We start from the raw sequence: 13,281 nt of genomic DNA, 5'->3' as shown, positions 1-13,281 counted from the left end.
CGCTATCGCCGACACGGAAGGCTAATCACGAATGCACGGCGTCAAGGAATTTCCGAGCCGATTCGATCAGGCCATCATCGTCGAGATCTCCAGTATCACGAAGATCGGGATTGGAGCAATAGGAATCAACATCCAAGAAGAGCGAGTGGAGGGCGCGAGTTTCGGCGTCCGAAAACATATCTCCTTCTCCTCTGAAGATGGACAGAAAAACTGTCTCGAACTCTTGCGCGCTCATTCTCGACTCTACGAGCGCACGAGCAACGATGACATACGAGTCCAACTGTCCAGCCATTAGTTAAGCCCTCCGTGCGCCAGAACGTTTTGAATCTGCGCAGGCCCCAGCCTCCAACCGCTGACAAAGTTGCCAGCAGGGTCAACGATTACGTTGAGCTCCGTATTCGGGTTGTAGTAGTGCGTCACAGGGTCTCCTCTGTAAGTGCCAGGGATTTGAACGGTGCTCGGATCATGAATATGCGTCTCCAGGGCATCTTCAAATGCCTTTGCACTGCCCTTGCCCCAATTGCCGCTTACGCCGAAGTCGACGGCATGCTTGTACTTCTTCTGAAGCTGCTTCGCACTGAACGATACGCCGCATCCTGAGTTATGTACCAGAACCGGCGTGTTGCCTGCCAGCACATAGTACGTGTGGAGGTCGTCGACAGTGAGGTTACGCATGTCGGCAGCGCCGGGTACGGCGGCAACAGTGCTGATGTAGGCGTGCTGGCCAGAGGCGGTTACGAGGGCATCGCCCACCGGAAGCTTTCCGGCCGGAGTCCATGCCTTGGTGCTGTCGTCCCAGAATGGGTGGTTCGCCGTGGTGTGCAGGATGGCACTCAGGCCATCTGGGGTGGTTACGCTGAGGTCGACGAGGTCGTCGTCATGGTTGAGGTGGAGCGCGGTGACCCGGCGTCCACCTTGATCCTCGCCAGTATCCGGATCGCCGGATTCCACACGGTCCCCGACCTTGATGTCACTGATCGCCTTTGTTTTCCCGCCTTCCATGAGGACCTGGGTGGACGGTGCGAAGCTGTTGCAGGGCCTACCGCCGGGGCGTTCTCCGGTCATTCCTCCCTTGCCGAGTGGGTTGGGGATTCCTCCGCCGGTTTCGAGTTCGAATGCTGCCGCCGCGGCCAACTCCGTCGAGAGGTCGCCGACGCCCTTGGGGCAGCCGCCCTTGACCCGCTGGCAAGCCTCCCAGGAGACGTGGCCGATCTGCATCTGGGCTAGCGGGGAGGTCGGGTCGAAACCGGACGTATAGTCCGGCCAGTTATGCCACTCCTTGGTGATGATGTGGTTGAACTGCCTGATGAACTCGTCGCCTTGGTCCCAGTCGGTGGGGATATAAACGGTGGGATAGACCTTCCGCAGGCCGGGGGTTCCGTGAGGCCTGTCGTCCCCGATGGATCCACCCATGGTGGACTCGGTACCGTGCGCGGGACGTACCTCGTCGTCGGGTGTGCCGTGGGTGCCGACGTCCATGCCTGGGTTCTGGCCGTAGCCGTCGCACAGGTTCCGGGGGCAGAGCCCGGTCGGGTCGCTGAGGTTGACAGGGTTGTTGTCGCTGTAGGCGTAGCCGTTCCACTGCTGCGGATCGGCGGGGGCTAGGAGTGGGTCTGGGCTGATGAATCGGCCGTGAGCGGTGTCGTAGGCGCGGGCGCCGAGGTTGGTGCGGGCTTTGCCCTATTTCGTAGACACTTGCCTGTTATGCGACCAAGTCCAGGTTAGTAACAGGCCTGGCGTGCTGCCGTTCGTAGTCGACGGGGCTTCGGTAGCCGAGGGCGGAGTGCCGTCGGCGATGGTTGTACCAGGCCATCCAGGCGAAGACCGCCATGCGTGCCTGGGGCCGGGTCAACCATCGGGAACCATAGAGCAGTTCGCGCTTGAGCGTGGCGAAGAACGACTCCGCCATCGCATTGTCGTAACTCGAGCCGACCCGGCCCATCGAGCGCCGTATCCCGTACGCCCGACAGACCTCGGCGAAGGCCGCCGACGTATATTGCGCCCCGCGATCGGAGTGAAACAGCACACCGCGCACATCGCCGCCCCGGGCGGCGACCGCTGACCGGACGGCGTCGACGACCAGGCCGGCACGCATGTGCTCCGCGAGCGACCAGCCCACGACCCGCCGCGAGTGCATGTCGATCACCGTCGCCAGGTACATCCACGACCCACCGACCGGCAGGTACGTGATGTCGCCGCACCAGCGCACGTCCGGTGCCGGGGCGGCGAACACCCGCCCGACCAGGTCCGGCGCCGGGGGCACGGTCCGGTCAGCGATCGTCGTGCGGACCGTGCGCCGCAGGCGCCGCCCGGCCAGGCCGCGCTCGCGCATCAGCCGGGCAACCCGCTTGTGGTTCACCGCGCCGTGCCGCTCGCGCAGCTCGCGGGTGATTCTGGGGACGCCGTAGGCGCCGTTCGACTCGCCGTGGATCTCCTCGATCCGCCCGGCCGGCACCTCGTCGGCCGCCTTGCGGGCCACACGGACAGGGGTGGCGCGTATCCACCGGTAGAAACCGGACGCCGAGACGCTCAGCACCCGGCACAGCCGCTGTACTCCGTACAGGTCACGATGGTCGGAGATGAACCGCCAGCGGCCGGTCATCGGCCCATCTCCTTGGCAAAATACTGAGCCGCCTTCCGCAGGATCTCCTTCTCCAGCTCCAACTCACGGACCTGCCCGCGCAGCCGGCGCAGTTCCTCGCGCTCGGCGGGGGTCAACGGGCCCTCACCGCCCGCACCAGAAGGCGCTTGTGCGCGTGAGCGTGCAACCCACTGGCGCAGCGACTCCGGGTTGACACCCAGCTCCCGCGCCACCGCCGAGACCCGGCGCCCGCTGGACTCCACCAAAGCAACCGCGTCCCGCTTGAACTCCCCCGAGTACCTCGCAGTACCCATGAGGACATCCTCTCCACGGACCCGAAGATCCGCTTCTCAGAAGTGTCCACAACCTGGGGTAAAGCCCAAGATGCAGCTCCCCCCGTCGGGCAACGGACAGGACAGCCCCATCCACCCTGGTGGCACCGGCTACATCAAGTTCCAGGCCAACGACGCCCCCGACACCAACGGCAACGGCAAGGTCGCCTCCGGCATCGCAGCACTGCGCTGGAGCTACGACCCCACCCCCGCCCCGGGCTGGGGCTGGGTCTCCCCGACCTGGACCCCGAAGGGCGCCTCCGCGAGCATCGCCGTCACCGGCCTGCCGGTCACGGCGACGCACTGGGGCACCAACATCATCTACGTGCAGGCGCAGGACCGGGCGGGCAACCTCAGCGCCACCGTCCCGTTCTCGTTCTACGTGCCCTGGGCACCCACACCCCTCGCCTACGGCGACGTGTCCGGCGACGGCCGTCCCGACATCCTGGTCCCCGACCTCAAGACGGGAGACCTCCTCGACTACAGCCAAGCCCTCACCTTCAACGCCCCCAACAGGGTTCCCAGCTTCGCGGACTCACAGATCGCGCCGCGCCAGGCCGCCACCGCCGCGCAGGCACCCCGCTCGACAGACGGGCTGACCTGGAACGACTACCGTGTCAGCCACCGCGGCGCGAAGAACCCCCAGAAGCCGGTGGACGACCTCATCGTCCACAAGGACCCGAGCTCACCCGGCGCGGCCGACGGTAGCCCGGAGCTGTACTACCTGGCGAACAACAAGACTGCCGTGACGGGCCAGTTCACAGACAAAAGCTCCGATAGCTTGGCCCGGCCCAAGTGCGTCCCGACATCGACCACCGACTGCACCAAGTACAAGGCGAGCATGCCCGGCTGGGAGTCGGTCAGCCAGATCACCCCCGTCGGATCGGACACCACTACCCTCGCCCCGTCCGACACCCCCACCCAGAGCACCGGTCTCCTCGCCGTCCAGGACGGCAACCTCTGGTACTACCCCGCGAACAACGGCAACGCCACCGTGGACAACGGCGCCGGCAGGCTCTCCAGCTTCGCCGACCCAGCCCAGCTCACCACGGACGGCACCTGGGGCAACTACGACCTGATCATCCCCGGCGATGCCCTCAACACCGCCAATCCGCGCACGCCCACCCTCTGGGTCCGCGCCAGGGCCTCCGTCGGTGGCGTGACCGCGGGCAACATCTACCAGTACGCCCTGAAGTTCGTCGGCGCGACCAACGCCAGCGGCCCCTACACCACCATCGCCCCCCTCGACACCGCCGGCACACCGCCCACCCTCATCGGTTCCGGCGTCACCGTCCAGGACTGGCCCATCGTCGGCGCCGCGAGCCTCACCAGCGACGACGTCCCCGACCTCTGGGCACGAGGGAGTACGACCAACCAGATCACCACCTGGGCAGGGGTCACCGACCCGAGCAAGCCCGGCGCCCCGGTCGTCACCTTCACCCGCCGCAACGACCAGTGGACCCTCTCCCAGACCAAGACCGACGCCAACAACTTCAACAACCTCACCACCACCGACCCGGTGTCCTGGGGCGCACCGCTGCCGTCCATTCCCGGCTCCACCGGATCCCTGCGGCTCGACGGCGGAATGGCAACAGCGGTAGGCACCGCCGTCGACACCAAGAGCGCCTACACGGTCAGCGCCTGGGTCAAGCTCGACAACGTCGACAGCTACCAGACCTTCGTCTCCCAGGCGGGCACGAACACGAGCGCCTTCTACCTCCAGTACAACAAGGCCCTCAACGCCTGGACCTTCCTGACCACGTCCACCGACTCATCGGGAGCCACGCAGTACATCGCCCACAGCAACCCGCAGGCCGTCTCGGGAAACTGGACGCACCTCGTCGGCACCTACACCCCCGCTGACACCAAGGGGCCTGACGGCTCGCTCACGCTCTACGTCAACGGCGATTACGCCGGCTCCGCCGGCGTCCCCGCCGCGGACCAGCACTCCTGGTCCGCCCCCGGCCCCCTGACCATCGGCGCAGTCAAGCTCACCGGCGGCTCCACCAGCAACCAGGTGCACGGCAACATCGCCGACGTCCGCACCTACCCCTACGTCCTCACCAAGGAGCAGGTCAAGACCATCTACAACAACCAGTGACCTGACCACCCGCCACTCCCAGCGCGCCTTTCCCCGCCTCACGGCAAGGGAAAGGCGCGCTCTCGTCAAAACCTGTGAACGGGGAGATCGTCGGCAGCCTGGCGCGGATGAGTTGACCGCGGCGAGTTCGGCCTCGAAACCGTCGGTGTTCTCCAAGTTGGCGACGTAGGACTGTTCGCAGCCAGCGTTCGGGTAGCAGTCCGGGGACATCAAGCTCAAGCCGTGTCGTGGTACCCCGGTGACCAGCATATCCACCGTGCCGGAATCCCCGACCTGGAACGCAAGATGGTTCGGGCCTAGGGCACGTATCGGGTTGTGATCACTTTGTGGGTTTCGCCCTCGCGCTCGTGCCTGATCCGGTAGATCGTGTTGTGTGACGCGTGTGCAACTGACCGATGCCGAGTGGGAGTTCATCGAGCCGTACCTGCCGATCGGCGAGTACGGCCCGTACCCCGAGCGGCTGCGCCGCCAGTTCGAGGGCGTGATCTGGCGGTTTCGGACGGGCGGCCAGTGGCGGGAGATGCCGAGCGAGTTCGGCGCCTGGTCGACCGTCCACAACCGCTTCCGGCAGTGGAGGGACGCCAGGGTGTTCGAGGCCCTGCTGGAGGGCGCGATCACGGAAGCCGCCAGACGGGGCGAGGTGGACCTCTCGCTGGTCAGCGTGGATTCCACCACCATCCGGGCCCACCACGACGCCGCCGGGATGCACCTTGACCCCGACACGCTCGCCGACCTGGAGAAGGCCGCCGAGGAGGCGGAGAAGGCCCGGCAAAAAGGGGCGGCCCGCAGGGACAAGACGGACAGGACACCGCACACGACCCGGAACGGGACGAGCTCCGACGCGTCCGACGCAGGCGAAGGCTCCGCCTGAAGGCCGCCCTGCTCGGACGCTCCAGAGGCGGACAGACCAGCAAGGTCCACGTCGCCGGCGAGCGCAGGTGCCGCCCGCTGGCGTTCATTCTGACCGAGGGGCAGGCCGCCGACAGCCCGCAGTTCATCCCCGCCCTGGAGAAGGTGCGGGTCCGCGGGCCCGTCGGCCGCCCCCGCACCCGGCCCGACGCGGTCGCCGGGGACAAGGCCTACTCCTCCCGCGCCAACCGCGCCCACCTGCGCGGTCGCCGTATCAAGGCGGTCATCCCCGAGAAGAAGGACCAGGCCGCCAACCGGAAGAAGAAAGGCAGCAAGGGCGGCCGGCCCGTCAGCCACGACACCGACCTCTACAGGGAGCGGAACACCGTCGAGCGCCTGATCAACAAGCTGAAGGCCTGGCGAGGCATCGCCACGCGATACGACAAGACCCCCGGCAGCTACCTCGCCGGCCTCCACCTCCGCGGCGCGATGATCTGGATCAAAGACCTCACCAAAACCGCCCCGTGATCACAACCGAATACGTGCCCTAGCCGGCACCGGTGGTGAGGTCGGGAGATTACCCGACAACCAGGTAGGTCGCTCCGAGCCTCCAGCCGCGGCCGTTGTCCCAGCTCTGGAAGAGCATGTGGCCCAGAGCCTCCAGCAGCCAGCTGAAAGACGCGGCGGCCCGCTTCAGGTCGGGCACCCGCCAGCATCCTGCGCGCGCCCTCCTGGGAGATCTCATCCAGCAGCGACGCCCCACTAGGCGTGGTGCCGTCTTCGTTGACTACCGCGAGCATCACCTCATCCCGACCAGCGCACCCGCACCGGCCTTGCTCGATGACCTATCAATCACCGGGGAGGGCGGTCCCCCATCAGCCGATCCACAGGTTCCGGGTATTGCCCTGCGGAAGGGCACCCTGGGCATCTCCGCCCGCCACGCCGAGGCCGGTGTCTTGGACCGCGCAGAGAACTCGCATCTGATCAACATCGCCCCGCGCGGCACGCTTCTGACACCCTACTGACCATCAGCATCACTTCGGGGAGGCATTGTTGGCCACCGGGCGGGGAACAGTCTACAAGCGGTGCGGCTGCCGTGACCCGCGCTCCAAGCGCCAGTACGGCGCCCGCTGCCCGCAGCTGCGCAAACGCGGCCACGGGGCCTGGTACATCAACCTGCCGATCACTCCCACCATCGAGGCGCCCGTCGGCCGGCTTCGCCGGGGTGGCTACCACACCCGCGCCGAGGCTCAACAGGCACTCGCCGACGTCGCCGCCTTCGACCGCCGGCACCCCCAGCAGCCGGTCACACTCAACCAGTGGTTCGACCATTGGGAGGCTCGCATCCAGAACACCCTCCGGCCGAGCAGCTTCCGGAACTACCAGCGCCACCTCCGCAAGGACCTGCGCCCCGCACTCGGCCACCAGGTCCTCACCGAGCTCACTCCCGAGATCATCCGACAGGCATTCGACGGCATCATCCGCCGCCAGAATCGCTACGGACGGCCGATCAGCGCATCGACCGTGCAACGGATCGTCGCCACCTTGCGCCCCGCACTCACCGCCGCCGTCCGCGCAGGACTCATACCCGAGAACCCCGCAGCCGACCTGGACCTACCCCGCCCCAAGAAGGTCAGGCCACAAGTGTGGACCAGCGCACTCGTCCAGCGCTGGCGCCGCACCGGCGAGCGGCCACCGGTCGCCGTCTGGACCACCCCGATGACCGCGCGGTTCCTCCAACTCACCAAGCACCACCGGCTCCAAGCCCTCTTCCGACTCTACGTCGCACGCGGACTGCGGCGCAGCGAAGCCCTCTCCCTACGCTGGACGGACATCAACTTCAACCGGAAGTACGTCAGCATCACCTCGCAGCTCCAAGGCCTGGACGCCGAGCCACTGCGGGAGGTCGTACCCAAGACCCGCGCGAGCATCCGCACCGTTGCCCTGGACCGCGACACGCTCCGCGCCCTGCGCGCCCATCGGGACCGCCAAGCGGCCGAAGCACTTGAAGCAGGCAGTTGTTGGGACCCTACAGGACTCGTCTTCACCCGCCGCAGCGGCTCACCACTGCACCCGGACAATGTCAGCGCCGAATTCCGCAGACTCGTATTTCAGCACAACCTCCCGCCCATCCGCCTGCACGACCTCAGGCACGGAGCAATCAGCCTCGGCCTCGAAGCCAACGTCGACCTGAAGACTGTGTCCGATCAAGCAGGTCACGACAGCATTGTCACCACCGCGGACATCTACCAGTCCGTCCTGCCCGGCGCGGCGAACCAGGGCGCCGAGGCTGTCGCCGACCTTCTGCGGAAGGCCGACCGCCAACTCAAGTACAAGACCGCCCACCAGGTAAGACGCAACGAGGTCCGCCGGAACACCCGGCGAGCCGCAACCCAGCAGCGGCGAACTGCCAGCTCAGCATAGGGATTTCCCGACTTCGCCCGTGTCCTGTCGACTCACCTGAGTCCCACCCGCGTCCCATCACAGAACCGATCATGACGAAGGGCATCCTCCCGCTAGGGAGAATGCCCTGGTCAGACACGGTTTGATCATGTGGGCCGCCAGGGGCTCGAACCCTGAACCTACGGATTAAAAGTCCGCAGCTCTGCCAATTGAGCTAGCGCCCCGCGGCCTGCGGGCCACCGTGGTGGTAAGCCGCCTGCCACGGTGATCCTACCCGGTACGCCCCGGCCCTTGGCCAGCGGATTGCCGCTGCCACGCCGGGGTGTCCCGTTCCCGCCCGGGCGGGTCGGTGGCGGCACTCAGACGGCCAGGGCCAGGTGGGCCGCCCGGACGCGCTGGAGCCAGGCCTCCACCGGGGCCTCGTCCGGCCGCTCCGGGAGGACGCCCCGGCGGGTGAACCGGGTCTCGGCGTCGGCCAGCAGCGGGCGGGCCAGCTCGGGGTGGTCGGCGAACCGCTCGCCCAACTCGCGGACCCGGTCCGGATCGGCCAGCCGGATCTCCAGCGCACCGGTCTCGTGCAGGGTGACGCCCTGGAGCAGCAACCGGATCAGGTGCCGCGCGTGCTTGGCCGCCTTCGCCCGGCTGGCCGCCTCGCCCGGGTCACGGGTGGTCAGCTTGCGGAACTGCTGGGTCGCGTAGCCGAGGTAGGAGTTCCGCACCGCCCGCGCGCTCAGGAAGGCCTGCCGGATGCCGATCAGCTCCTCGCCGAGCGGCGTCCTGGTCTCGTACAGGCCCTCCGGCAGCCAGGCCAGCTCGGCCGCCGTCGGATTGCAACTCAGCGCGAGGCGGCACCACTTGGCGGCCTCGTGCAGGGTGTGGTCAGGGGCGGTGGTGACGTGCGACTCCACCGGCCGGTGCAGCCCGTGGAACCCCTCGGTCGGCGCCGCGAACACCCCCAACCGGTCGAGGTCGGAGCCGGCGTGCGCCAGCCCGTACGCGGTGGAGCCGACGATGCCGGACAGCAGAACGTGCATGGTTGAGCCTCGCCTCCTCGGCGACCACGGGAACGGGAACGGGAACGCCCGAAGTCTCCCCCGCCGCCCCCGCTCCACGCGACCGATTTGTGCCACGCCCACCCCCGACGGCACCGCCCCTCCGGCCTCGCTCCCCCTCCCTCCCCCGCTCCTCCAGCCTCGCCCCCCGCTCCTCCGGCTTCCCTCCCCGCTCCTCCGGCGGCGCTCCCTTCCCTCCCCTGCTCCTCCGGCTGCGCTCCCTTTCCTCCCCCGCTCCTCCAGCCTCGCTCGCCCCTCCTCCGACCTCGCCGCCCCCTCCTCCGGCCTCGCCGCCCTCTCCTCCGGCGTCGCTCCCTTCTCCTCCGCCGCCGCGCGCGGATACTGGGCCCATGGCGACCAGTGAGATCCCGCTCCCGAAACTCCGTGCCTGGTGGTCGCACCGCCAGTGGCTCGACGGCGGCCACCTCGCCGACGGCGCCGGCCCCGCCGAGGTGCTGGCCGCGACCGGGTGGGCCCGGTCGGTGGGTGGGGCCGCGCCGTACCTGGGGCTGTACGCCCGGGCGGGGCTGGGCCGGGCGGCGGTGGACGCCGCCGTGGCCGCCGTGGCGGTGCACGAACTGCCCGCCGCGCGCGGCTGCACCTACGTGCTGCCCGCCGCCGACTACGCGCTCGGCCTCGCCGCCGGCGCAGCCGCGCCCGAGGGCGAGCTGGCGGCAGCCGAGAAGCACCTGGGCGTCACCCGCGACGAGATCGAGAAGCTCTGCCTGGCCGTCACCCAAGTCACCAGCCCCACCCAGCCGTTGGACCCGGCAGCGATCCGCGAGGCGGTCGGCGACGCCGTCCGTCCGCTCGGCGAGCCGGGCAAGAAGCGCGGCCTCTCCACCACCCTCCCGCTGGCCCTCGGGCTGCTCCAGGCCCGGGGTGCGCTGCGCCGCGTCCCGGTCAACGGCCGCCTGGATCAACAGCGTTACGGCTACGTCGGCTGGGACCAGCCGGTGAAGGGCTCGGCCGCCGAGCTCGCCGAGCGGTACTTCTCCTGGGCCGCCCCGGCCTCACTCAAGCACTTCCGCTGGTTCTCCGGCTTCACCGCCGCCACCGCGAAGGCCGCCACCGCCCCGCTCGACCTCACCCCCCTGCCCGGCACCGACCTGCTCATCCCCACCGAACTCGCCGAGGAGTTCGCCGAGTTCACCCCGCCGACCACCCCACACTACACCCTGCTCGCGGGCATCGACGGCCTCCACCTGCTGCACCGGGACCTCCCCCGCCTGCTCGACCCGGCCGACGCCGCACTCCCCGTCCCCGGCGCCAAGTCGGGCCGCTCCTTCGGCAGCGAGGCCGACCCGCAGACCCATGTCATCGCCGACCGGGGCCGGATCGTCGGCCTCTGGGAGTACGACACCACCGCCGAGCAGCTCGTCCACAAGCTCTTCGTGCCGGCCGACTCCGCGCTGCGCGCCGCGATCGCCGGCACCGAGCGCTTCATCCGCGAACAGCTCGGCGACGCAAGGGGGTTCAGTCTCGACTCACCCAAGAGCCGGGCCCCCAAGATCGCCGCATTCCGAGCCGCCGGCTGAACGCCTCGGCGCTCAGCCGGCGGAGGCTCCCCGGTCGGGTGGCTCAGGGCGCCGCCGGCAGGTACTCGTAGCCGGCCACTCCGGGCACCGCCTCCGCGAGCGCCCGAGCCACCCGCTCGGGCACGGCCGGGTACACCCCGGGCTCCAAGGCCGCCTCCGGGAAGGCGATCCGCTCCGCGGCCCGCACCACGCTGAACTCCGCCGTGATCCCGCCGACGTTGCCCCGGGGGTCGATCGACACCCAGCCCTCCCCCGGCCACCAGGCCGCCACCAGGCCGTGCAGCACCTCGAACCGCTGGTACCGGACCCCCGCCGGGATGCCCGAGGCCCGCAGCAGGGCGATCAGCAGGTGCGCCTTCCCGTGGCAGATCGCATTGCCCTCCGCCAGCACCGCCGAGGCCCGGTAGGCCGCGCTCCACCGGTCCACGTCCCCCGAGTGCGGGATCTCGTCCCGGACGTACTCGTACGCCGCCCGCGCCGTCTCCACCGGCGTGCCCCGCCGCAACCGCTCCGCCAACGCCCGGATCTCCGGGTGCCCGTGGTCGATCACCGCATCGGCCGCCAGATAGGCCCCGAGCTCCACCTCCACCGCATCCGTCCCCGGCTCCACCGCACCACTCCGCTCAGTCATGCCCGCCATCCTGGGTACCCGGCATCTCCGCCGCACTCGAGTTTCACCAGCTGACACGGCCGCCACCCGGCCCGACCGATCGGGTACGGTCCGGCCATGAGCGAGAAGATCCTCCTGATCACCGGCGGCAGCCGGGGCATCGGTGCGGCGACGGCCCTGCTGGCGGCGGCCCGCGGCTACCGGGTCTGTGTCAACTACCGGATGGACGAGGCTGCGGCGGCCTCGGTGGTCGATGCGATCGAGGCCGCCGGGGGCACCGCCTTCGCCGTCCGCGCGGACGTCAGCCGGACGGCCGAGGTGGAGCGACTGTTCCGGGCCGTGGACGAGACGTACGGGCCGCTGGACGCGCTGGTCAACAACGCGGGCACACTCGAACGGCAGTCCCGGCTGGAGGACTTGGACGAGGAGCGGCTGGCCCGGATCTGGTCGGCCAACATCACCGGGCCGTTCCTCTGCGCGGCGGCGGCCGTCCGCCGGATGTCCACCCGGCACGGCGGGCGGGGCGGGGCGATCGTCAACGTCTCCTCGCGGGCCGCCCAGCTCGGCAGCCCCAACGAGTACGTGGACTACGCCGCGTCCAAGGGCGCGCTCGACAGCATGACCACCGGCCTGGCCCTGGAGGTCGCGGCCGAGGGCATCCGGGTCAACTCCGTCCGGCCGGGCCTGATCCACACCGGCATCCACGCCCTCGGCGGCGAGCCCGGCCGGGTCGACCGGGTCGGCCCGCTGCTCCCGATGGGCCGGGGCGGCACCCCCGAGGAGGTCGCCGAGTCGATCGTCTTCCTGCTCTCCGAGGCCTCCTCCTACACCACCGGCGCCTTCATCGACCTGGCCGGCGGCCGCTGACCCCACCTCGGTACCGCCCCGTACCGGCAGGCGCCCCGTCCCGGCAATCAGAGCCCGCAGGGCCCGCTCCCCGCGCTACCGTGACAGCCATGACCGAGCGCGCGTTCGACGACCCGTCCGCCACTCCCCTCCCGCACGCCCCCGCCGCCGCAGACGGCATCCCGGCGCTGCTGCCGATCCCCGGCGTCCGCAACCTGCGCGACGCCGGGATCACCGGCCTGCGCCCCGGCCTGCTCTACCGATCCGGCCACCTGGCCGAGTTGACCCCGGACGGGGCGGAACAGCTGGCCGAGCTCGGCCTGCGCACGGTGATCGACCTGCGCACCGGCAACGAGCTCAAGCTGCTCCCCGACCAGCGCCACCACCTCGACTTCGAGCACCTGCACCTGCCCGTGCTGCCCGACCGCGAGCAGCGCAGCACCGACTGGTCCGAGGGCCAGGAGGCCACCTACCGCTACATGGCCGAGGCCGGCGGCCCGGCGATCGCCGCCACCGTCCGCCGCCTGGCCACCCCGGGCGCCTTCCCGGCCCTGATCCACTGCGCCGTCGGCAAGGACCGCACCGGCCTCACCATCGCCGTCCTCCAGTCCCTGGCCGGCGCCTCACCCGAGGACGTCCTGGCCGACTTCCTCCGCTCCAACCGCAACCTCGGCCTCGACCAGGGCTCCATCCCCTACCTCGACGAGCACGGCCGCGAGGGCGTCTCCCACCCCGTAGCCGCCCACCTCCTGGAGATCTCCCTCACCCACATCCACACCCGGCACGCCTCCATCCCCGCCTACCTCCACCACCACGGCGTCCCGCCCACCACCCTCGACACCCTCAGCTCCCTCCTGACCGCCTGAGGCCACCCCGTTCGGGTGCCGTCGCGGGTGGGTGCCCGGCACCGGGGCGGTGGGTCGCGCGTTAGGGTCGGCAAGGACGGAACGACGTGGTGCCACCCCGCGC

10 protein-coding genes, 1 tRNA gene and 1 pseudogene are annotated in these 13,281 nt (G+C 69.5%); 6 read left to right on the top strand and 6 right to left on the bottom strand.

The window, feature by feature from the left end; genetic code table 11:
- Positions 1-25: 25 nt before the first annotated feature.
- The 3 genes from CFP65_RS20775 to CFP65_RS20760 form a co-directional block, all read right to left on the bottom strand.
- The gene (locus tag CFP65_RS20775; RefSeq protein ID WP_104817588.1) at positions 26-292 is read right to left on the bottom strand and encodes a colicin immunity domain-containing protein; all 267 of its coding nucleotides are present in this window, start codon (positions 290-292) and stop codon (positions 26-28) included.
- Positions 292-1,479 (bottom strand): colicin D domain-containing protein, encoded by a 1,188-nt coding sequence (locus CFP65_RS20770; protein WP_104817587.1) that lies wholly within the window; start codon positions 1,477-1,479, stop codon positions 292-294. The genes CFP65_RS20775 and CFP65_RS20770 overlap by 1 nt, the downstream gene beginning before the upstream one ends.
- A gap of 223 nt (positions 1,480-1,702) precedes the next feature.
- Positions 1,703-2,895, bottom strand: a protein-coding gene (locus CFP65_RS20760; protein ID WP_104817586.1) for an IS3 family transposase whose coding sequence is annotated in 2 segments (ribosomal slippage) — positions 1,703-2,667 and positions 2,667-2,895 — 1,194 coding nt in all. Because the reading frame shifts where the segments join, the coding sequence is not laid out codon by codon here.
- Between the two features lie 70 nt (positions 2,896-2,965).
- Between CFP65_RS20760 and CFP65_RS20755 the strand changes: the two genes are divergently transcribed.
- The 3 genes and pseudogenes from CFP65_RS20755 (at position 2,966) to CFP65_RS20745 (ending at position 8,287) form a co-directional block, all read left to right on the top strand.
- A complete protein-coding gene (locus CFP65_RS20755) occupies positions 2,966-5,014 on the top strand; it encodes a LamG-like jellyroll fold domain-containing protein (protein ID WP_104817585.1) in 2,049 nt (682 codons plus the stop codon).
- A gap of 373 nt (positions 5,015-5,387) precedes the next feature.
- A pseudogene (locus tag CFP65_RS20750) lies at positions 5,388-6,391 on the top strand (IS5 family transposase).
- Between the two features lie 525 nt (positions 6,392-6,916).
- Positions 6,917-8,287 (top strand): tyrosine-type recombinase/integrase, encoded by a 1,371-nt coding sequence (locus tag CFP65_RS20745; protein WP_158702286.1) that lies wholly within the window; start codon positions 6,917-6,919, stop codon positions 8,285-8,287.
- 130 nt (positions 8,288-8,417) lie between these two features.
- On the opposite strand, the gene CFP65_RS20740 is transcribed toward CFP65_RS20745, so the two are convergent.
- A tRNA-Lys gene (locus tag CFP65_RS20740) sits at positions 8,418-8,490 on the bottom strand.
- 135 nt (positions 8,491-8,625) lie between these two features.
- Positions 8,626-9,300 carry a DNA polymerase beta superfamily protein gene (locus tag CFP65_RS20735; RefSeq protein WP_104817583.1) on the bottom strand — a complete coding sequence of 225 codons (675 nt, stop codon included), beginning with the start codon at positions 9,298-9,300 and terminating at the stop codon, positions 8,626-8,628.
- 368 nt (positions 9,301-9,668) lie between these two features.
- Between CFP65_RS20735 and CFP65_RS20730 the strand changes: the two genes are divergently transcribed.
- Positions 9,669-10,856, top strand: a complete 1,188-nt coding sequence (locus CFP65_RS20730; protein WP_104817582.1) for a DNA glycosylase AlkZ-like family protein — start codon at positions 9,669-9,671, stop codon at positions 10,854-10,856.
- Between the two features lie 43 nt (positions 10,857-10,899).
- On the opposite strand, the gene CFP65_RS20725 is transcribed toward CFP65_RS20730, so the two are convergent.
- Entirely contained in the window at positions 10,900-11,487 is a 588-nt protein-coding gene (locus CFP65_RS20725; RefSeq protein WP_104817581.1) for a transglutaminase family protein, read from the bottom strand.
- 96 nt (positions 11,488-11,583) lie between these two features.
- Between CFP65_RS20725 and CFP65_RS20720 the strand changes: the two genes are divergently transcribed.
- Both CFP65_RS20720 and CFP65_RS20715 read left to right on the top strand, forming a co-directional pair.
- Positions 11,584-12,333, top strand: coding sequence for an SDR family oxidoreductase (locus CFP65_RS20720; protein ID WP_104817580.1), 750 nt, complete (start codon positions 11,584-11,586; stop codon positions 12,331-12,333).
- 89 nt (positions 12,334-12,422) lie between these two features.
- Positions 12,423-13,178, top strand: a complete 756-nt coding sequence (locus tag CFP65_RS20715) for a tyrosine-protein phosphatase (protein ID WP_104817579.1) — start codon at positions 12,423-12,425, stop codon at positions 13,176-13,178.
- The last annotated feature ends 103 nt before the right edge of the window (positions 13,179-13,281 follow it).

The sequence above is a fragment of the Kitasatospora sp. MMS16-BH015 genome, assembly GCF_002943525.1.
Taxonomy (GTDB): domain Bacteria; phylum Actinomycetota; class Actinomycetes; order Streptomycetales; family Streptomycetaceae; genus Kitasatospora.
The sequence above is the reverse complement of the archived record's forward strand: the minus strand, read 5'-3'. Positions and strand labels throughout refer to the sequence as shown.

Excerpts from the sequence above, each read along its gene's own strand:
- CFP65_RS20720 (WP_104817580.1), top strand. The coding sequence starts at position 11,584 with ATGAGCGAGAAGATCCTCCTGATCACCGGCGGCAGCCGGGGCATCGGT.
- CFP65_RS20770 (WP_104817587.1), bottom strand. The coding sequence starts at position 1,479 with ATGGACGTCGGCACCCACGGCACACCCGACGACGAGGTACGTCCCGCG.
- CFP65_RS20715 (WP_104817579.1), top strand. The coding sequence starts at position 12,423 with ATGACCGAGCGCGCGTTCGACGACCCGTCCGCCACTCCCCTCCCGCAC.
- CFP65_RS20725 (WP_104817581.1), bottom strand. The coding sequence starts at position 11,487 with ATGACTGAGCGGAGTGGTGCGGTGGAGCCGGGGACGGATGCGGTGGAG.
- CFP65_RS20775 (WP_104817588.1), bottom strand. The coding sequence starts at position 292 with ATGGCTGGACAGTTGGACTCGTATGTCATCGTTGCTCGTGCGCTCGTA.
- CFP65_RS20730 (WP_104817582.1), top strand. The coding sequence starts at position 9,669 with ATGGCGACCAGTGAGATCCCGCTCCCGAAACTCCGTGCCTGGTGGTCG.
- CFP65_RS20735 (WP_104817583.1), bottom strand. The coding sequence starts at position 9,300 with ATGCACGTTCTGCTGTCCGGCATCGTCGGCTCCACCGCGTACGGGCTG.
- CFP65_RS20755 (WP_104817585.1), top strand. The coding sequence starts at position 2,966 with ATGCAGCTCCCCCCGTCGGGCAACGGACAGGACAGCCCCATCCACCCT.